This window comes from Myroides albus, assembly GCF_009711045.1.
GTDB lineage: Bacteria > Bacteroidota > Bacteroidia > Flavobacteriales > Flavobacteriaceae > Flavobacterium > Flavobacterium album_A.
Genome location: NZ_WMJX01000002.1, coordinates 107,604 through 129,085 on the forward strand (window position 1 = coordinate 107,604; position 21,482 = coordinate 129,085).

Here is a 21,482-nt window from a genome sequence, read left to right on the forward strand (position 1 = left end):
AGAATCTATTATTTAGTTGTTAGCATTTTTTTCAGGAATATAATCTAAAATAAGGCGTTGATTTGTGTTCAAATACTTCTTAGCAACCTCTCTTATTTCCTCTCTCGTAATACTGCGATAAATATCGATATTAGTATTGATCAAGTTTACATCTCCATAAAGTTTATAATATGTCGCAAGATTATCAGCTAAATCTTCAATATCAGAATTTGAATCAACATATCTCTTTTCAAAGATGTTTTGTAGTTTTTGATAATCTTTTTCTGAAATCAACTCAGTCTGCAACTTCACAATCTCCTCATCGATTTCCTTTACAAGATCTTGAAGTGTAAAGCCTTGCATTGGCAATCCATAAATAAAATAAATACCATAATCCTCTTGACTAAAACTAAAAGAAGCTAACTCCAAAGCCATTTTCTTTTCATCAACAATTTTTTTGTATAATCGAGAGCTCTTTCCTCCAGATAGAACAGCCGAAATCATATCCAAAACTCTTGCATCGCGAGTTTTCATTGAAGGTGTACGATACGCTTGAACTAACATTGGTATCTGAATATTCGGATCTTGATACTCCGCTCTAATTTCAGTAGTGATTGGATCTTCCTTCTCAAAATTCCTAACAACCTCTTTTCCTCTTGGTATCACACCAAAATACTGTTGTATCCAAGCCTTAGCTTGATCAATCTCAATGTCACCAGCAACAACTAATACAGCATTATTAGGCACATAATACTTATGGTTAAAATCTAAAAACTCATCTAAAGTAGCCGCATCCAGGTGCTCCATAGATCCAATAGTCTCCCAGCGATAAGGGTGCTTTTTAAACAAGTTTTTCTTTACCTGACCGAACAATTGCCCGTAAGGTTGATTATCCATACGCAATCTTTTTTCTTCCTTCACAACTTCATTTTGCGTATTCACCCCTACTTGGTTAATTACAGGGTGTAACAAACGCTCTGACTCCATCCATAGTCCTAATTCTAAGTTATTTGAAGGGAAAACTTCGTAATAATATGTCTTATCATCAGAAGTATAAGCGTTATTTTGTCCTCCGTTAGCTGTAACAATCTTGAACCAATCACCACGTTCAATATTTTTTGTCCCTTCAAAAAGCAAATGCTCAAAAAAGTGAGCAAAACCAGTTCTTTCAGGATTCTCATCTTTTGCTCCAACGTGATACAATACAGAAGTAACAACGACTGGTGCAGATTTGTCTTGATGTAGAATAACGTGTAGTCCATTGTCTAAAGTGTACTCTTCAAACTCAACTTTTTGAGCAGAAGCATTAACTCCTAATAGCAATGCACTAAAAATCAATAAGGATTTTTTCATTATATAATATTTTTGAAATTAGGTTATCTAATAAGATATGTCGTCATCTTGCAAAGAATGTTACAACTAAAATGAAATTTATTTATAGGAATACTCTTTTTACTCTATTGTTAAGAGTGTAATAAACAAGGACATAGATCATGTCAACCTACCATCACACTTGAAGTTACTAACGTGTACTACAAATGACAATGCTATTTACTGCTATCTTTTCCTACACTGTCTACAATCGCTATTATTCTAAAACAGCACTACAGCTTAGTTTTCAAAACAAAGTAGAAAGCAAGCAGAAACTTATATAAACTCAATAAAAAACATAACAATCTCACAACCATTGAAATATAATTTCACAATAAAGGTAAATATCTATAAAATATACTTTTATAAATAAAAAATTAGATTTATATTTGCACCCTTAATAAACATCTTAATTTTATTGTTATGTACGCAATCGTAGAGATAGCAGGGCAACAATTCAAAGTGAGCAAAGACCAAAAAGTGTACGTTCACCGTTTAGCATCTGAAGAAGGAACAACTGTTACTTTTGACAAAGTTCTTTTAATTGATGATAACAACAACATCACTTTAGGCGCCCCAGCTATAGAAGGTGCTTCTGTTGAAGCTAAAGTTTTACAACACCTTAAAGGTGACAAAGTAATCGTTTTCAAAAAGAAAAGAAGAAAAGGTTACAAAAAGAAAAACGGTCACAGACAAGCTTTAACTCAAATTGTAATTGAGGGAATCAATGCAAGTGGAGCTAAAAAGAAAGCAACAAAAAAAACAGCTGAAGCAGCTGAGTAATTAACAAACAAAATTTAAAACGTCATGGCACACAAAAAAGGTGTAGGTAGTTCTAAGAACGGTAGAGAATCAGAATCGAAACGTTTAGGCGTTAAGATTTACGGTGGTCAAGCAGCTATCGCTGGAAACATCATCGTTAGACAAAGAGGTTCTAAGCACAATGCTGGTGAAAACGTTTACATGGGTAAAGATCACACTTTACACGCGAAAATTGACGGTGTTGTTAAATTCCAAAAGAAAAAAGACAACAAGTCATACGTTTCAGTACTTCCATTTGAAGCTTAAGAATCAGAGATCTGTTTAACAGATAACAAAATAAAAAAAGGCACTTAATTAAGTGCCTTTTTTTTATGCCTTTCCTCACCAACTCAGCTCCATCAATTGAATGAGTATTAAATATTTAAGGCTAAATCAATCCTTTCGACATTATTTCGACATTACTCAAACTAAGTCAAAGATTCTACTTTACATTATCCAGCCAGATCTACCATATTTATAGCTAACAAAATCACTTATTTAGAAATATTAAAAATAAGTTTGTGTATTAAATAATATTATTTATTTTTGGTCTAAATAATATTAAGCAATAATTATAAAATGAAACTTACCAAACTATTCTCTGGAGTCGCTATACTGGCGTTCCTATTTACAAGCTGTTCAAGTGATGACAATAATGAACCTATCAGACCTGACAACAAAGATCAAATTGCTTTAGGTAGCATTTTACCTATCGAGGGGACTTACGTTTTTCCACACACTCCAACAATGCCATTGCCTTTTAAATTTGAATCAAATAAGATAACTATCATATTTGAAGATAAATCAAATCAGACAACTGCAGAGGATGTTTACGACGTACTATCAGTATATAAAAACACAAGTAAAGACGAAATCATTAAAGCAGTGACTAAGTCAAAATCTACGCAAGAATACAAGACCTTCTTCTTTAAAGATCAAAAAGAAGAAAGTGTTCTGATACATATGGACTACAGTTTCCCAACACAAGATGAAGCAATCAAATCTGCATATCCAACGGAAACTAAAACAACCACTAAAACTATTACAGCAGATAATCCGCATGGTAATATGAAATTTGGTTGGTTAAAGTTAGAAAAAGAAGAAGATAAAGTTCAGAATATGGATAAACTAAAAGGAGTTTATGGTTCTGAAATTATCATGAAAGGAGGAAATCCAACCGCTCAATATGTTTTTAAAATAAATAGTGATGAAGACGCTTTCCTTTTCAGAGCTAATATGGGCAAAGGTTTTGGTGATTCTGCATCTTTTATTCTAAAAAAAGTAGCAACAGATGAAGCTAAAGGCCAATTGATATATGAAGTAACAGGCTCAACAGGTTATTACGAAGGAAGAACTGGACAGTATCTAACAATCTACGTTAAAGACATATCAGCAGATGGAGCAAAAGCAACATTTGCCATTGCTACTAAAGACGGAAGTAATTCTGTAGCTAGTAGCAAAGGTGATGTCATAGGTAAGACTATAGAAGAAGCTAAAGCTATCAAAGCTCCTGAAGCCAGTCAAGTTTGGGAAAATGATATGATGAACTACGCTCACAAGTGGATGCCTACAACAAGAGAATAATTACATTCTAAATAGATATTTTAAGCAATAAAAAAGGAGTTATAGTATAATGCATACTATAACTCCTTTTTTTATTCCAAGAGATTACTCAACTTTTAATGAATGATACAATTCTAAAGCTTTTCCATCAGTCAACATCGAAACAAAATGGCATACACTCATTAATCGTTCGTATAAACTATCAGTTTCTAAATGATACTTCTCAGGTAGTAACTTCAGCACTAAAGTATCGTAATGCGTTTCATCATGGTGGTAATGATTATTAACAGCTGTGGTAAAACTATCCAATAAGCTATGTATTACCTTATAGCCAATTATTTCCTTTTCAACAACTTCCTTACTTTGATAAACATTATTAACACTAATATTAATGATATCTTTCATTTGAGCAATGTAGGCACATTTATCAGTTAAAGCGTGAGGAAACTCCCCTTTTAAGATACTCTCTTCATTCTCAATAAATACCCTTGTTACATCCTGAATCAAACTTCCAATAGCCAAAGCGCGTAAATAACTAACGCGATCTTCCTTAGAAGTTAACTGTGAATAAGTATCACGGTTAATGCTCCTCTCGACTATTTTAATCAAAAACTCTAAAGCGTGTTCTTCAGGAATCCAACCTAAATTAATTCCGTCTTCGAAGTCTATTATAGTGTAACAAATATCATCTGCAGCTTCCACTAAATAAGCCAGAGGGTGTCTATGATATCTCAATGACTTTTTATCTTTAGAGATAAGTCCTAACTCATCCACAACATCAATAAAAGCAGCTTTATCACCTTGAAAGAAGCCATATTTTTTATCCGATATATCAAGAGTCGGTTTCTTTGGCAAACTCTCCTTAGGATACTTCATAAAGGCCCCAAGAGTAGCATAAGATATACGCAATCCTCCAACAACACCAGGTCGTGATTTAGTCAATACAGTAAAACCATTAGCATTTCCTTCAAAATCCACAAAATCTTGCCATTCTAAAGCTGACAAATGCTTTTTGAACTGCTGTCCTTTACCATTAACAAAAAAGTCGCCAATAGCTTTTTCGCCTGAATGACCAAAAGGTGGATTACCTATATCGTGTGCTAAAGCCGCTGCTGCAACTATAGCTCCGAAATCATTTACTGTGTAACCATACTCTTGAGCCAAATAAGAATACTTGCTCAATAGCTTTTCTCCAACATTTCGACCTAATGAACGCCCAACGACAGATACTTCAAGGCTATGGGTCAAGCGCGTATGTACGAAGTCAGTTTTTGAAAGAGGAATTACTTGAGTCTTATCCTGTAAACTGCGAAATGCAGAAGAAAAAATAATGCGATCGTAATCAACCTCAAAGCCAATACGAGTTTCACTCTCATCTAAGCGGTGTCTAACAAATGTATCTCCGTGCTTTTTTAGAGATAACAGTTTTTCCCATTTCATCATATGCAATGATTAAAATTATATTTCTATAGCTCTAAAGCTAATTGACTATTAATAATATTGTCTTTTACAGTTCTAAAGATATGGTTCTTCGCTTCTGCATAAGAAATGTCATAGATTCTTTCAATTTTAGCGTATTCTTCTGGATAAACAGCCAACATCTTATCGTAATAAGCATCTAATGCATCCTTGTTAGGAGAGGTATATTCCAATTGAAGCTCAAATCGACGTCTTAAAGCCTCATCTATCATGTGTATTTGATTTGTTGCAGCCATAAGAATAGACTTAGCAGGAAGGTTGTCTATTAATTGCAAAATAGCATTAACCACGCGTTTCATCTCGCTGTTATCTTTGTTGTCGTAATCTCTAATCTGACCGAGAGAATCAAACTCATCAAAGAAAAGTACCGAACTTTCATATTGTACTTCTTTAAACAAGCTCTCTATATTCTTTGCCGTTTCACCAAGTTTAGAAGAAACAATAGTCGCTAAATTAACAATAATAAGTTTCTTATCTAAATGTTTAGCAATAGCTTTTGCAGTCATGGTCTTACCACACCCCGTCTTTCCGTATAATAATATTTTATTACTGACAGGTAGATTATACTTCATAAGTATTTCTCGGTATTTATACTCTTTCAAAAACTGCTCTAACTCAATCTTCACGTTATCATTGAACATGACGTCATCCAAAGAAATTTTGCTGCGATCTAAATAATATAAAGAACTCATATACTAAAAAAATTGTGTGTTGTTAATGAACAAATATACCCTTAATAATAATCAGATTCCCCAACCAGAATATAAAAAAAGTAAACTATTCCAACAAATTTATAACACAATGACACTATACAAAGAAGAATCAAATCACAACAAAAAGATCACATTAGCATATAGAAAAAAAAGAGGGTACAGTTTACACTGTACCCTCGTAATTATATTGCGTCTTGATACGCTTTCTTATTTCTCATCACCTACAAGAAAAAACTTCATTGATTTCATAGGGTAAGCTGTTCTACTTTTACCACTTGGGTTAGCAATTACAGTCTTGATACTTACTAAATCTCCTATTTTAAAGCTAGCCTCTGTATACTGATAATCTAACAAATATGGCCCACAAAAATAATTTCCTTCTGAATCTTTCTCAATAACACCTTGGTAAATACCTTTTTTAGTTTCTTTAGACATAATAAAATCAATTAAAGCAACAAAGGTACAATACTTATCAAGACATTAGTATATTCCCTTAAAACTATTTACTGTCCTATCAGATCACCTCAAATAGTCGAAACTATGATCAACTACGAACCACACATTTCACAATCATCTTCGTTGTTCGAAGCCATTCTTGCTTTGTGAATCATTTCTTGATACTCCTCAATGGAAATTTGTTCCACATCTTGAGCTGTATTTGGAGTTGTTTTCTTCTCGTTATTCAAAGTAAACTTAATTGCATCTACCGCAGACTTGGTACGCAAGTAATACATACCAGTCTTTAACCCGGCTTTCCAAGCGTAAAAATGCATAGAAGTCAACTTCGCGTAATTAGCTCCTTCCATAAATAGGTTCAATGATTGGGATTGATCAATGAAATACCCTCTATCTCTTGACATATCGATAATGTCCTTCATACTCATTTCCCATACAGTTTTATAAAGGTCCCTAATGTCTTTTGGAATAAACTCTATATGCTGAATTGATCCATTAGCACGCATTATTTCTTGTTTCAAATCTTCATTCCACAAACCAAGGTCTACAAGGTCTTTTAATAAATGTTTATTCACAACAATAAACTCCCCTGACAAAACACGTCTTGTGTAGATATTAGAAGTATAAGGTTCAAATGCTTCATTATTCCCCAATATCTGAGAAGTAGAAGCGGTAGGCATTGGCGCTAATAACAAAGAGTTTCTAACTCCATGTTCCATGACTTGCTTTCTCAAACTTGACCAATCCCATCTTCCACTCAATTGACTATCATCTATACCCCATAAATTAAACTGAAACTCACCTTGTGATATAGGCGATCCTTCAAATGTAGAATAGGCACCTTCTTCTTTTGCCAATTCCATAGATGCAGTAACAGCTGCAAAGTAAATAGTTTCAAAGATCTCTTGATTCAATTGCTTCGCTTCCTGACAAGTAAAAGGAAGTCGCAATAAAATAAAGGCATCTGCAAGCCCCTGAACACCAAGACCTACAGGTCTATGTCGCATATTCGAGTTTCTCGCTTCTTCAACTGGGTAGTAATTGCGATCAATTACTCTATTTAGATTTCGAGTAATTCGCTTCGTTACATCAAATAAGAATTGGTGGTTAAACTGTCCCTTTTCAACAAACATTGGCAAAGCAATAGATGCTAAATTACATACAGCCACTTCATCAGGAGAAGTATACTCCATGATCTCAGTACACAAATTAGATGATCTAATTACCCCTAAATTCTTTTGGTTTGATTTTTTATTTGCCGCGTCTTTATACAAGATATACGGAGTTCCTGTTTCTATTTGTGCTTCAAGAATAGCTTCCCATAATTCGCGCGCTTTGATTCGACGACGACCTTTACCCTGATTCTCGTACTTAGTATACAACTCATCAAACTCATCGCCATATACATCGTAAAGTCCAGGACATTCATTAGGACACATCAGAGTCCAATGCCCATCTGTCTCAACGCGCTTCATAAATAAGTCATTCATCCACAAAGCCAAAAATAAATCACGAGCACGCATTTCTTCTTTACCGTGATTTTTTCTCAATTCGATAAAATCAAAAACATCAGCATGCCATGGTTCTATATAAATAGCAAAACTACCTTTTCGCTTACCTCCTCCTTGATCTACATATCTTGCAGTATCGTTAAATACTCTTAGCATTGGTACAATTCCATTAGATGTACCATTAGTACCGCGTATATAAGATCCAGTTGCTCTAATATTGTGAATTGACAATCCTATACCACCAGCAGATTGAGAAATCTTAGCAGTTTGTTTTAATGTATCATAAATCCCTTCAATGCTGTCATCCTTCATAGTCAACAAAAAACAAGAAGACATTTGTGGCTTAGGAGTTCCTGAATTAAAAAGCGTTGGAGTAGCATGCGTAAAAAACTTCTTCGACATCAATTCATAAGTTTCTATTGCCGCATCTAAGTCATTCAAGTGAATACCTACAGCAACACGCATAAGCATATGTTGTGGACGTTCCACTATCTTGCCATCTAATTTTAATAAATAAGAGCGCTCAAGTGTTTTGAATCCAAAATAATCGTAATTAAAATCTCTTTGGTAAATAATAGCTGAATCCAATCTATCAGCATTCGCTTTGATCACTGCATATACATCATCAGCAATTAAAGGAGCCTCTAAATTAGTTCTCGGGTTCACATAGGTGTACAAATCATCTACAACTTCAGAAAACACCTTCTTAGTGTTTTTATGCAGATTTGAAACTGCGATTCTTGCTGCTAACAAAGCATAATCAGGATGCGAAACGGTCATAGATGCAGCTGTCTCAGCAGCCAGATTATCTAATTCTGATGTATTTACACCTTCGTACAACCCCTCTATCACGCGCATAGCGACCTTAACAGGGTCGACTAATTCACTTAACTCATAGCACAAGATTCTAATTCTGTCAGTAATCTTGTCAAAACTAACAGGCTCTTTTCTGCCATCTCTTTTTATAACGTACATAAACTTCTTACTTACTAATTAAAAATCTGCATCAAAACTAATTGTATTTCCACCTTCTTCTTTCGAAATAACACCTGCTTTTTGATATTCCGAAACCCTCTTTTCAAAGAAGTTTGTTTTGCCTTGTAGAGAAATCATATCCATGAAATCAAAGGGATTGCTTACATTGTACTCTTTTGAACAACCAAGCTCTACAAGTAACCTATCAGTAACGAACTCAAGATACTGTGTCATTAAAACAGCATTCATACCAATTAAACTAACTGGTAAAGATTCCGTAATAAACTCTCTTTCTATATTAAGAGCGTCAACTAAAATCTCTCTAATTCTCTCCTTAGGTACTTTATTAATTAAATGATGATTATGTAAATGCACAGCGAAATCACAATGAACTCCCTCATCTCTCGAGATTAGTTCATTCGAAAACGTTAGTCCAGGCATTAACCCGCGTTTCTTCAACCAGAAGATTGAGCAAAAAGCTCCAGAAAAGAATATCCCTTCAACTGCTGCAAAAGCAATTAAACGCTCTGCGAAAGAATCAGATTCAATCCATTTTAAAGCCCATTCGGCTTTTTTCATAATTGCAGGAAAAACTTCTATAGCTCTAAAAAGCTTATCTTTTTCTTCCTCATTTTTCACATAAGTATCAATTAACAAAGAATAAGTTTCACTGTGAATATTCTCCATCATAATCTGAAAGCCGTAAAAAAACTTAGCTTCCGGATACTGTACTTCATTGACAAAATTCTCTGCTAAGTTCTCATTAACAATACCATCAGAGGCAGCAAAGAAAGCAAGAATGTGCTTTATAAAATAGCGTTCATCTTCATTTAACTTATTATTCCAATCTGCCAAATCTTGCTGAAGGTCAATCTCCTCCGCAGTCCAAAAACTGGCTTCCATTTTCTTATACCAGTCCCAAATGTCATGGTGTTTTATTGGAAAAATAACAAATCTATTCTTATTTTCTGTTAAAATTGGTTCTTGAATTGCCATAGTAAATTGATTAATTTATTTGTTTATTAAACTAAAAAGAGAATGCCATATCTACAAAGATTAGAATTTTTAACTCTAATAGAAAGAGAAATTCCCCCCAACTTATTCACAAATCAAAGAAGTTATTAACAAACACTAAGAATCAACAACTTACATAAAACACTAATTTACAAAGAGATATACGGTATACCAAACTATAAAAACAGTGTTAAAAGACACAGAGCTACCATACTAAGCTCGTGTCAGTCCCAGCCATTAACTGAAGTCAATCCTATATCGCGCAACTCAATTTAGTCCATAAAAAAAGCGACAATCGTTAACCGATTGTCGCTCTATATAATTACCTATAAGATACTATAATTCTAAAGCTTTCTTAGGATTGTTATCCATTAACAATTCAACAGGATTTTCTAAAGCCTCTTTAATTGCAACTAAGAAACCAACAGACTCACGTCCATCAATAATTCTATGGTCATAAGAAAGAGCCACAAACATCATTGGGTGAATCTCAACTCTACCTTCAACAGCGATTGGACGCTCAATAATATTGTGCATTCCTAAAATAGCCGATTGAGGAGGGTTAATAATTGGAGTTGATAACATTGATCCGAATACACCACCATTAGTAATAGTGAATGTTCCTCCTGTCATCTCATCCACTGTGATTTGTCCATCACGAGCTCTTAAAGCTAAACGCTTAATTTCAGATTCAATTCCGCGGAAAGACAATAATTCAGCATTTCTAACTACTGGTACCATTAATCCTTTTGGTCCTGATACAGCAATTGAAATATCAGCAAAATCAAATTTAATTTGATCTTGACCATCAATCATAGAATTTACATCAGGATACATTTCTAAAGCACGTGTAACCGCTTTAGTGAAGAACGACATAAAACCAAGACCTACACCGTGTTTAGCTTTGAAAGCGTCTTTGTATTCGCTTCTTAACTTGTTCACGTTAGTCAAATTAACCTCGTTGAATGTAGTTAACATAGCAGTCGTATTCTTAGCCTCTACTAAACGCTCAGCAACTTTACGACGCAACATAGACATTTTCTTACGCTCTTCACCTCTTGGTCCACCTGTAGGAGTACCCATAGAAGCTTTTGCGTTTAAAGCGTCCTCTTTTGTTATTCTACCATCTTTACCAGTACCTGATACAGTTGTAGGGTTGATGTTTTTTTCCTCTAAAATTTTCTTAGCCGCAGGAGAAGCACTTCCTGTTGCATAAGTAGCAGCTGCCGCTACTGGAGCTGGCTCTGCTTTTGGTGCCTCTGCTTTTGGAGCTTCAGCTACAGGTTTTGCCTCTGTAGAAGCGCCTCCTGCAGGTTTTGCAGCACTCATATCAATTAGACAAACTACTTGTCCTACAGCAACAGCTTCACCTTCTTCAGCTTTCAAAGTGATGATACCACTTTCTTCTGCAGGTAACTCTAAAGTTGCTTTATCTGAATCTACTTCAGCAATAGCTTGGTCCTTTTCAACGTAATCTCCATCTTTTACTAACCAAGTAGCGATCTCAACTTCTGTAATTGATTCACCTGGCGAAGGAACTTTCATTTCTAAGATGCTCATCTGTATGTTTTTTATTTAATATTGTTATGTAAAAATACTGTTTTATTATAAATTTTTATCAAAAACCTTTGCTATGGCATAAGCATATCGTTTTTTAGAACGAACAGAGCTTCCAGATGCTGGAGCACTATATGCTTTAGTACCTGCGTAACGTAAAGGTTTTTCGTGGAAATGCATTAACATATGACTGTATGCTCCCATGTTCTTAGGCTCCTCTTGTGCCCAAACATAATCCTCTACATTAGTATACTTAGCAAGAATCTCTTTGATTTGCTCAATTGGCAATGGGAACAATTGTTCGATACGAACAAATGCAATATCATCTCTACCTAATTCTTCGCGTTTTGCTACTAAATCATAGTAGAATTTACCACTACAAAATACCAATGATTTAACTTTAGAAACATCAGCTTTTGGATCATCAATAACGTATTGGAATTTACCTTCAGTAAAATCTTTGATCGACGATACAGCCTCTGGATGTCTTAATAAACTCTTTGGCGACATGACAATTAATGGTTTTCTAAAATTAGTAACCATTTGTCTTCTCATTAAGTGGAAAAAGTTTGCAGGAGTAGTAACGTTAGCTACAAACATATTATCCTCAGCACACAACTGTAAATAACGTTCTAAACGAGCTGATGAGTGTTCTGCACCTTGGTTCTCATAACCATGCGGCAACAACATAACCAAACCATTCTGATTAGTCCATTTATCTTCTGCAGCAGATATATATTGATCCATCATAATTTGACCACCATTCGAAAAGTCTCCAAATTGAGCTTCCCAAATAGTCAAAGTATTAGGATTAGTCAAAGCATAACCATATTCGAATCCAAGAACAGCATATTCAGACAACAATGAGTTAAAGATTCTCATTTCTCCTTTTTGCTCTTTCAAATGATTCAACAAAATGATAGATTCCTCTGTATCTTCTGTTTTAACAACTGCGTGACGGTGTGAGAAAGTTCCTCTTTCAACGTCTTGTCCAGACATACGCACATCATAACCTTGAGTCAATAAAGAACCATAAGCTAATAGTTCACCCATAGCCCAATCTAATTGATCCTTCTCAAAGAACATCGCCTTTCTATCTCCGATAAGACGCTTCACTTTGTTGATAAACTTCTTATCCTCAGGCAATTCAGTGATAACTTCTGCAATCTGAGTTAAAACTTCCTTAGAAACCTTCGTATCGTAATCTGCCAACATCTTATCAACTTCAGCAATCTCAAAACCTTTCCAGTTTTCGTGCATGAACGTTCTGATCTTAGCATACTCATCTTTACGTGAAGTTTCTAAATCAACCTCAAGAGCATCTTTATATTGTTGCTCTAAAGACTTAACGAAAGTTTCATCAACAATCTTATCTTCTAATAATCTTGCGTTATAAATATTTCTTGCATTTGGGTGCTTAGAAATTAATTTATATAAAATAGGCTGTGTAAACTTAGGCTCATCACCTTCGTTATGTCCATATTTTCTATAACCAACTAAATCAATGAACACGTCAGTTCCAAAAGTCATACGATAATCTAAAGCAAATAAGAAAGCTCTTACTGCAGCTTCAGTATCATCAGCATTTACGTGGAGAACTGGACTTGCAGTTACTTTAGCAATATCTGTAGAATAAGTTGACGAACGACCATCTGTATAATTTGTTGTAAAACCAACTTGGTTATTCAAAACTACGTGAATTGTACCTTCTGTTTTATAACCTCTAAGTTTGGCCATTTGTACAATTTCGTAAACAATACCTTGTCCAGAAATAGCAGCATCACCGTGAAGTGCGATAGGTAATACTTTTGAAGGACTATCAGTATAAACAGTATCTTGTTTTGCTCTTGCAATACCCTCGATAACAGCTCCAACAGTTTCTAAGTGTGAAGGGTTAGGAGTTAAGTTTATCAACAAGTCTTTTCCAGATCTTGTTTTTCTCGCAGAGCTAAGACCTAAGTGGTACTTAACGTCTCCGTCAAAACCTTCAACAGTATCGTAATCTTTACCGTCAAACTCAGAGAAAATTTCTTGAGCAGGTTTCTTAAAAACGTTAGCTAACACATTCAGACGTCCTCTGTGAGCCATCCCTACAACAACTTCTTCTACTCCTCTATTTGCAGCAGAGTCAAGTAAGAAATCCATTGCTGGTATCGCTGCCTCAAGTCCCTCTAAAGAGAAACGTTTTTGACCAACGTATTTAGTATTCAAGAAGTTCTCAAAAGAAACAGCTTCAATCAATTTGTGAAGTATCTCTTTTTTCTCTTCGCTATTAAATTTAGCTTCTGGTGCTTCATAGTGATTTTGAATCCAAGACACTATCTTTTCGTCAGTGATATACTTGTATTCAATACCTAAAGTTGAACAGTAAACTTTTTCTAATTGAGCAATAATCTGCCCCAATGTCGAAGTTGGAAGTTGTATTGTTTTAGCAGCCTCAAAACTAATATTCAAATCTGCTTGAGAAAGACCAAACTTCTCTAAACTTAAATCTGGATGCTCTACTTTTCTGTCTCTTAATGGGTTTGTCTTAGTCATTAAGTGCCCATAAGTTCTGTAAGCGTCAATTAAACGCAATACAGCAAACTCTTTTTGAAGTTGCTCTATTTGTCCAGAGTTGCCCACATTAGCAGTATTACTTGTCGCTGTCGAAGTATACGCTTGTGACAATTGTTCTACTGGCCCGTCACTATACTCGTTTGCAAAGTCAAATCCTTGAAAGAAAGCTCTCCAACTTGGCTCAATACCATCTGGGTTTTCTAAATATTGATCATACAACTCTGCAAAAAATGCAGTGTGAGCCGCATTTAAAAAGGAATATCTATCCATAATTTCGTCTAAAGACCTTTTGTTTAAATATTATAAATACAAAAATACAACTCTTTATGACAATTGTATAAACTTTTACTTATTTTTATACTATTATATAGTAACTAGTACCAATATGAAAAGATTTAACATCAGAATATTGTCGTTTTTTTTGACGATATCATTTTTTTTAACTTGCAGTTTTTCCATTCTTGCACAAGAAAAGAGAAATGATACGAAAAATTATGATTTTACTAAAAATTGGAAATTCGGTGGAGGTCTTGGTTTAGGCTTCGGAAGCGGATATACAGACATCATGATTGCACCAAGTGCAATCTATCAATTCACACCTTATGTAAGTGCAGGTATTGGATTGCAAGGTAGTTACATTAAAAGTAAAGATAGAGGATACTACTACAATGCCATTAAAGAATACGACTCTTGGATATATGGTGGTAGTTTAATTGTATTGTCTAACCCTATACCTCAACTACAACTTTCTGCAGAATTAGAGCAGTTAAGAGTTAACAATTCATATACATATAAAGATTTAACGAAGCGCGATGACAACTTTTGGAACACTGCTCTTTTCCTTGGTATTGGTTATGTCAATGGCCCAGTTACAATAGGAATTAGATATAATGTCTTATACAGAGAGAAAGACATGGTTTACGGAAGTGGATTTATGCCTTTTGTGAGAATGTATTTTTAATAGAAAAGCCTATCGAGAAAAAGTTTAATCTCCATAGGCTTATTTTTTATTTGCTTTAGCTAAAGCTCAACTATTCTTGAAAGCTTTTTCTAATATAGACTTTTTGAAACTCTCTCTTAATAATAAGATAAGCGACGCGTTCAATGTATTCATCAATGTCCACGTTTTTAATTGCTTTAATATCTCTTTCAGAAACGTCTATTCGATATAATAGACTCGAAAATCGAGAAACATTCGTCGAATGAATGATGCGATGTAATTGCCCGATAACTTGACTAACTAACTCGGACGGTGTCTCTACAGAAAAGACAATATCAGTATTCACAGTTGTTTGGAAGTCTTTCTGAATTTGCAATACTAAATCTTTTAAAAAACTCTGTTGAACTAAATGTTCGTCAAGATACTTTACTGAATCCCACATTTCTATATATTAAAAATAGCAGTCTTTGCGCCTCTGACTTTAAACTCTTCTATTCATTAACTCATTGCTAAACACTCGTAACTGTTCTTTTTTACTTTCTGGAATATCCATTTGCTCTAACAATTGTAGTGCAACTTCAGTGTATTCTTCAATTAGCTTTTGCGAATCAGTCGCAGAATTAGTCTCTACAAAAAGTTCCTTTACTCGATTGATTTTAGCTTGCTTATCACTGCAGTTAGTAGTTGAGAAGAATGACATCAACTCCTTCTGTTGTTCAGCATTTCCGTTGATCAAAGCTTTTAAATAAAGGTATGTTTTCTTATTTTCTAAGATATCTCCCCCTATTGTTTTACCAAAGGTAGCTTCATCACCAAAAGCGTCTAAATAATCATCTTGTAATTGGAATGCTATTCCGAGGTTCAAACCAAAGTCGTAAATTTTATTGGCATTCTCCTCCGAAGTTTCCGCAACAATCGCTCCCATCTTTAAAGCAGCCCCTACTAATACAGCTGTCTTAAATTTGATCATTTGTATGTACTCCGGAATGGCAACATCATTTCTATTCTCAAAACAAATATCCCATTGTTGTCCTTCACATACTTCAATAGCTGTTTTGCTAAACAATTTGGCTAAATCGCGAAAAATCACAGGTTCGTAATTCTCAAAGTACTGATAAGCAAGGATCAACATTGCATCACCTGATAAAATAGCTGTATTGACATTCCACTTCTCGTGCACTGTTTGATGTCCTCTTCTCAAAGAAGCATCATCCATAATATCGTCATGCATCAACGAAAAGTTGTGAAAAAGCTCAATCGCTGTTGCTGCGTGAATAGCCTTTTTGGGATCAATACCAAAAACATCAGCAGCCATAAGAGTTAGAACTGGGCGAATCTGCTTTCCACCTAATGATAAAATATATGAAATAGGTTCGTATAATTCTTTTGGAGTACCTGACAATGAAATTGAATCAATAAACTCTGAAATTTGCTCTTTGTACTTTACTATTGATTGCATTTTTTTAAATTTTTCGTAAAAATACGTGTTTTTTTTAAAGTTGATCAAATCCCTTACCCTTTTTAAAAACATCATTCACACAGCAGATTTTCAATTAAGTATTTGCAAATAGCAAAAAGTACATAATTGCTAACTCTACTGACATTTATTTACCTACTTACCACCTATTGCAGTAAAAAAAACAGAAAAAGCAAATTCAATCTTAAGCAACAAATGACAGCAATACTTTATCAATTCAAAACCTTTGTGAAGGTGAGCTGTTCTTCTTTTTTATTAAATACAATAGTCTTAATCATCACACCTGCGATTGGTTCGCTAAAAACGAGATTATCTATCCTTCTTTGTTCAAGTATATGCCCTGTTTCATTCATTACTTCTTCTCTGATAGACATTGTATTAATTGATACATTAGAAACAATATGCCCGTCTTCGGCAACACCCTCTACCTCAATCTCGAAATTCGCTGAATAAGGATAATTAATAACAGCCGTCTTATCGTCAATTGCCACTAAGCGAATATCCCCAACTTCAGTATTTACCTTCGTTCTATCTTCAACTAAAATATAGGTTTTATAATCTTTCAGCTTAAAGCGAAAAGAAAGTGATACTGAACTCAAAAGCCTTCTATCCATCACTCCAAAGACAAAATAACCCTTTTTCTGTTTATGGAACACCTCTTTTTCTATTCCCCGCAAAGGCAATCTTCCCAAGTCTTCTACTCTAACAACATTATACTTATCACGCAACGAATTTACAGTAATCACCTTGCTATTACTATCCAATGTTGTACCATCAATAAACGCAACACTATTTATCAAAAATTGAGGATCAAAAATTTCCGTTTGACTCAAGGATTCATCGAGGCTAACTAAACTAAACTGCCCAGTAAAATCACACTCGACCGCCATCGTAGTACACTCATTCAGAACATCACTAATACGATCACTCAAGTTATCACCTGAAGACATACTTTCAACAACAGCATCGTTGAGCTCTTTATAAATGGCTTTTTGTCCAAAACAACTTACTCCAATAAAAAAGAAAACAAACCCCTTAATAAACCTTTTTGCCATAGCATTTATCGAATTAACTCCGTTTACAATTCTACACTAAGCGATATCAAACAACTTTCAACTCCACATAGCACACAACATTTCTTCCTCTCATCAATACATCACCAACTAAATCAACTAATAAGAAACAAGTTATTGCAATCGCAAGAATCTTCCTTACAACTATCCTACCTATAATTCCAGATGTTAACAACCATACTCAACAACGCTTAAAAAGCCAATAACGAATAACTAAAAAACACCTTAAATTATAATATATAAATATAATTATATTATTTTAACAATTAAGCATCACGCAAGACAATAGATTAAGATATTAATACTACCTGTTTTGGTATTCATTACCCTACCGAGAAAACCTCCTTCACTCACAACAAATGACCTATTCAATACCCACTGGCTATTGGCTCTACACCACTTCATACACTACTTGAAAATAAATGGTACAATCAAGTATACAGAAATTCTATTCTGAATGGCATAGCCCTGAGCTCTAAGTCATTCCCTACTAAAAAAGCCATCGCCCTACAATCGCTTAACAGACCAACCTCATCTCTACTTACTTTACTATCCACAAAAGCGAAGTATTTACTCCTCTACCCTATAAGTATAACCGCAGTGCTTTCATCTTGATCGTAGTTTGATCCCATAGTGGTCGCATAATTTTACCTATAAAGTATGCGACCACTATGCGATCACTATGCGACCACAAGCCGACCACCCCCTAAAATCTCAAAGCGAAAACATTGATTTCTAAGCCATTATAACAATTCATTTACTACACATCAACATCCTATTTACAATCCACCTAAAGCACTCCCTGCTTTACCCTTAAAAACTTTACAAACAAAAAAGTTTCCTGTAAAAAAATCACGCATCCCTTTAAAAACAAAGGATTACAAAAAACAAGAAACGAACAAACAAGTTAAAGTTTCCTTAAATAGATAGGAAACTTTTTTTACACAAAAGTTTCCTACTTATCTTTGACTACTCAAAAAATTAAAAGTAATGGAACAACAAATATTAGAAAAAGCAACACAAATGTTTTTGACACAAGGATTCAAAACTGTGACAATGGATGATATAGCAACTGAGTTGGGAATATCAAAAAAAACGATCTATCAACACTATTCATCCAAACCTGAACTAATAGAAAAAAGCCTAACGAACATTAACCACAAGTTTCTGCAACAACTTGAGTCAACACTAAAATTGGATCAAGAAGCTATACCTGAAATTGTAGCCGCACACAAAGACATCAATGATATTTTTTTAGTTGATTCATCAGGTTGTTTTTATCAATTAACGAAGTACTATCCAAAACTTGCACAGAAGCAGAAAGTCTTTCACGAAAAGAAATACGTTAAATTGATAGAGAAAAACTTAGAAAAAGGTATCAAAGAAGGAGTTTACCGCTCAGACATTGACATTGATTTTGTAGCGAGATTCCACATTGCTTCTTTAGTGGCAATCGAAGACTTAGACTATTTCCCGGAATCCGAATACACCCATTCAGAAGTACATGCACTGCACTTAGAATACCACATAAAAAGTATTGCTACTGAAAAAGGGCTAAAAATATTCAACAAACTATTTAAAGAACTCTAATATCACACCAATAATATGTATAGATACATACTTACTCTACTCCTATCGAGCTTAACTATTCCTCTTTGTGCACAGACAAAAGAGTTAAGTTTAAAAAATGCTATACAATACGCCTTAGAACATAAAGCAGAGTCAAAGATAGCTTCATTGGAAATTGAAAACAGTCAATATCAAATCGAAGAAGTTAGAGCGAATGCACTACCACACCTCAATGTAGAGGCCAATGTAGCAAATAACCCTTTAATACAAGAAATGCCATTGTCCTTAGGTGGTCAAACACAAATGATTCCCTTTAATTTAAAATGGAATTCACAAGCATCTGCCACTGTGACACAAGTCTTGTTTAACCAAGCAGTATTCATGGGATTAAAAGCGGCTCGTACAGCAAAGGAATTTTACATTATCAATAGAGAGTTATCTGATGAAGATATAATCGAAAAAGTTGCAACAACTTATTATCAAGTATTTCAATCAAAAGAACTTCAATCTACATTAGAAACAACAATTGCAAGTACTACAAGAATTAAAGACATCATTGAAGATCTACATAAAAATGGCCTCGCAACTAAAATAGACTTAGATCGAACTAAAGTTGCTCTTAGCAACCTAAAATCACAAAGACAGCAAGTAGTCAATGCGATCGAACTACAACAAAATGCACTTAAGTTCTTTATGGGCATGGAATTGAGCTCACCGATTAGCTTAGCAGAGGATACTTTTCAGATTGATGAATCAGTCCTTCTTGTAGAGCCAAATGTCGAAAAGAGAACTGAACTTCAACTATTAGAAAAGCAAAAAGACTTGCTTCATTATAAAAAGAAAGCAACAATAGCAGATTATTATCCGTCCTTAGCTGCATTTGGTACAATGAGTTATCAAGGTTTGGGGGACAAATTTGTTTGGGGAGGAAAGCCGACAGACGGGGTTTACTGGACAAGTAATGCAGTCATAGGAATAAGCCTAAAAATCCCAGTGTTTAATGGATTTGAGACACGCTCTAAAGTAAGACAAGTAGAGGTTGAACTGAAAAAAATAGACGTTCAATTAGAAGATACAAGACAAGCGTTAGATCTCTCTTTTAAGAATGCGCAAAAATCAATGGAAAACGCTTTGATAACCATTAATATTCAAAAAGACAATGTCTCTTTAGCCAAAAGTATATTAGACAATATCCAAAATAATTACAAACAAGGATTAGCATCCCTTACTGACCTTCTAAATGCCGAAAATGCATTCACAGAAGCTGAGAACAATTATACAAATTCCCTATTAGAATATAAACTTGCAGAAGTACAGTTAATTAAAGCAAAAGGAGAATTAAAAAGTCTGATCGATTAAAAACTACAACGTAACATTCAAATGAAAAAAATAATAATATCCTTAGTCACTATCACCATCATTGGAGGTATTGTATATATATTGAACACAAATAAAACTAAAAACGATCAAGAGACAGCAATCGTTTCACAAAAGAGTGCTACTATATCCGTTCGAGCAGAAAAAGCACAGACAAAGAAGATTGATGCAAACTACAAGGCTAATGGAAACTTTGTCCCTGAACAGGAAGTCATGGTTTCGGCAGAAACTCCAGGTCGCATCATGAAAATATTAGTAGAAGAAGGAAGTAGAGTAAAAAAAGGTCAAACATTAGCGATAGTCAATGCTGATCAAATAAATATCCAATTGCAAAATGCTGAGTCTGCATATGCCACAGCAAAAGCAGATGCTGCGAGATTCGAGAGTGCATTTACAACAGGAGGAGTGACACAGCAGCAATTAGATCAAATACGACTTGTATTAAAAAATGCAGAAGCTAACTTAAACTCTGCAAAAATAACAGCTAATGACGCTAATGTAAAGGCTCCCATAGATGGCATTATAAATAAGAAACACATTGAACAAGGTACTTTTGTAGGTCCAGGTGCTCCGCTATTTGAGCTGGTAAACGTAAACAAACTAAAATTGCGTGTAAATGTTGATGAGAGCCATGTAGCAAATCTAACGGAAGGCGATAATATCAAAGTCAAAGCAAGTGTATTGCCAAATGATACCTTTTATGGTAAAATTAGTTTCATTGCGCCTAAAGCAGATGCTGCCTTGAACTTCCCAGTTGACTTAATTATAGAAAACAATAAAAACGCCAAACTTAGAGCTGGTATGTATGGTTCTGCTTACTTTCAAGCAGACCAAGACACCAATACCCCTATTTTATTGGTACCGAGAAACGCTTTTGTAGGAAGTGTGAGTTCAAACCTAATCTACGTAGTACAAGACGAGAAAGCTGTAGGTAAAAAAGTTGTTTCGGGTAGAAACTTCGGAGACTTCGTTGAAGTATTAGAAGGAATACAAGAAGGTGATCTTGTGATAACGTCAGGTCAAATCAACTTAGTAGATAACAGTCCTGTATCAATCATTAATTAACAT

At 34.6% G+C, this 21,482-nt stretch carries 18 protein-coding genes and 1 pseudogene; 7 read left to right on the forward strand and 12 right to left on the reverse strand.

Annotated elements, in window-relative coordinates:
• Positions 1-12: 12 nt before the first annotated feature.
• The gene (locus GJV76_RS01775) at positions 13-1,332 is read right to left on the reverse strand and encodes a M16 family metallopeptidase (protein WP_155090935.1); all 1,320 of its coding nucleotides are present in this window, start codon (positions 1,330-1,332) and stop codon (positions 13-15) included.
• Between the two features lie 441 nt (positions 1,333-1,773).
• On the opposite strand from GJV76_RS01775, the pseudogene rplU reads away from it, so the two are divergent.
• The 3 genes and pseudogenes from rplU to GJV76_RS01790 all read left to right on the forward strand — a co-directional run.
• A pseudogene (gene rplU, locus GJV76_RS01780) lies at positions 1,774-2,130 on the forward strand (50S ribosomal protein L21); the annotation flags it as partial.
• Between the two features lie 27 nt (positions 2,131-2,157).
• A complete protein-coding gene (gene rpmA / locus GJV76_RS01785; RefSeq protein WP_155090937.1) occupies positions 2,158-2,418 on the forward strand; it encodes a 50S ribosomal protein L27 in 261 nt (86 codons plus the stop codon).
• A gap of 312 nt (positions 2,419-2,730) precedes the next feature.
• Complete coding sequence (locus GJV76_RS01790) at positions 2,731-3,735, forward strand: hypothetical protein (RefSeq protein WP_155090938.1); 1,005 nt, start codon at positions 2,731-2,733, stop codon at positions 3,733-3,735.
• A gap of 84 nt (positions 3,736-3,819) precedes the next feature.
• Here GJV76_RS01790 and dgt read toward each other — a convergent pair whose 3' ends face one another.
• The 7 genes from dgt to GJV76_RS01825 form a co-directional block, all read right to left on the reverse strand.
• Positions 3,820-5,154: a dGTP triphosphohydrolase gene (gene dgt / locus GJV76_RS01795; RefSeq protein ID WP_196216211.1), complete on the reverse strand. Its 1,335-nt coding sequence runs from the start codon at positions 5,152-5,154 to the stop codon at positions 3,820-3,822.
• Between the two features lie 26 nt (positions 5,155-5,180).
• Complete coding sequence (locus GJV76_RS01800) at positions 5,181-5,885, reverse strand: AAA family ATPase (protein ID WP_155090940.1); 705 nt, start codon at positions 5,883-5,885, stop codon at positions 5,181-5,183.
• A gap of 228 nt (positions 5,886-6,113) precedes the next feature.
• On the reverse strand, positions 6,114-6,341 hold the full coding sequence (locus GJV76_RS01805; RefSeq protein ID WP_155090941.1) for a hypothetical protein: 228 nt from the start codon (positions 6,339-6,341) through the stop codon (positions 6,114-6,116).
• Between the two features lie 113 nt (positions 6,342-6,454).
• On the reverse strand, positions 6,455-8,848 hold the full coding sequence (locus GJV76_RS01810) for a ribonucleoside-diphosphate reductase subunit alpha (protein WP_155090942.1): 2,394 nt from the start codon (positions 8,846-8,848) through the stop codon (positions 6,455-6,457).
• 18 nt (positions 8,849-8,866) lie between these two features.
• A complete protein-coding gene (locus tag GJV76_RS01815; protein ID WP_155090943.1) occupies positions 8,867-9,844 on the reverse strand; it encodes a ribonucleotide-diphosphate reductase subunit beta in 978 nt (325 codons plus the stop codon).
• 354 nt (positions 9,845-10,198) lie between these two features.
• On the reverse strand, positions 10,199-11,422 hold the full coding sequence (odhB, locus tag GJV76_RS01820) for a 2-oxoglutarate dehydrogenase complex dihydrolipoyllysine-residue succinyltransferase (protein ID WP_155090944.1): 1,224 nt from the start codon (positions 11,420-11,422) through the stop codon (positions 10,199-10,201).
• Positions 11,423-11,467: 45 nt separating this feature from the next.
• On the reverse strand, positions 11,468-14,248 hold the full coding sequence (locus GJV76_RS01825) for a 2-oxoglutarate dehydrogenase E1 component (RefSeq protein WP_155090945.1): 2,781 nt from the start codon (positions 14,246-14,248) through the stop codon (positions 11,468-11,470).
• A 115-nt stretch (positions 14,249-14,363) separates the two neighbouring features.
• On the opposite strand from GJV76_RS01825, the gene GJV76_RS01830 reads away from it, so the two are divergent.
• Entirely contained in the window at positions 14,364-14,939 is a 576-nt protein-coding gene (locus tag GJV76_RS01830; RefSeq protein WP_155090946.1) for a hypothetical protein, read from the forward strand.
• 70 nt (positions 14,940-15,009) lie between these two features.
• Here the strand turns inward: GJV76_RS01830 and GJV76_RS01835 are convergent, their stop codons facing one another.
• The 4 genes from GJV76_RS01835 to GJV76_RS16055 form a co-directional block, all read right to left on the reverse strand.
• Complete coding sequence (locus GJV76_RS01835) at positions 15,010-15,360, reverse strand: hypothetical protein (protein WP_155090947.1); 351 nt, start codon at positions 15,358-15,360, stop codon at positions 15,010-15,012.
• A 39-nt stretch (positions 15,361-15,399) separates the two neighbouring features.
• Positions 15,400-16,377, reverse strand: a complete 978-nt coding sequence (locus GJV76_RS01840) for a polyprenyl synthetase family protein (RefSeq protein ID WP_155090948.1) — start codon at positions 16,375-16,377, stop codon at positions 15,400-15,402.
• Between the two features lie 230 nt (positions 16,378-16,607).
• Positions 16,608-17,450, reverse strand: coding sequence for a hypothetical protein (locus GJV76_RS01845; RefSeq protein WP_155090949.1), 843 nt, complete (start codon positions 17,448-17,450; stop codon positions 16,608-16,610).
• A 449-nt stretch (positions 17,451-17,899) separates the two neighbouring features.
• On the reverse strand, positions 17,900-18,025 hold the full coding sequence (locus GJV76_RS16055) for a hypothetical protein (RefSeq protein WP_258204035.1): 126 nt from the start codon (positions 18,023-18,025) through the stop codon (positions 17,900-17,902).
• A 433-nt stretch (positions 18,026-18,458) separates the two neighbouring features.
• Here GJV76_RS16055 and GJV76_RS01850 point away from each other — a divergent pair, with 433 nt between their 5' ends.
• From GJV76_RS01850 to GJV76_RS01860, 3 genes are read left to right on the forward strand one after another with little or no spacing between them, the layout of a single operon-like run.
• Positions 18,459-19,058 (forward strand): TetR/AcrR family transcriptional regulator, encoded by a 600-nt coding sequence (locus tag GJV76_RS01850; RefSeq protein WP_155090950.1) that lies wholly within the window; start codon positions 18,459-18,461, stop codon positions 19,056-19,058.
• Between the two features lie 15 nt (positions 19,059-19,073).
• A complete protein-coding gene (locus GJV76_RS01855) occupies positions 19,074-20,396 on the forward strand; it encodes a TolC family protein (protein ID WP_155090951.1) in 1,323 nt (440 codons plus the stop codon).
• 21 nt (positions 20,397-20,417) lie between these two features.
• Positions 20,418-21,479, forward strand: coding sequence for an efflux RND transporter periplasmic adaptor subunit (locus tag GJV76_RS01860; RefSeq protein ID WP_155090952.1), 1,062 nt, complete (start codon positions 20,418-20,420; stop codon positions 21,477-21,479).
• The last annotated feature ends 3 nt before the right edge of the window (positions 21,480-21,482 follow it).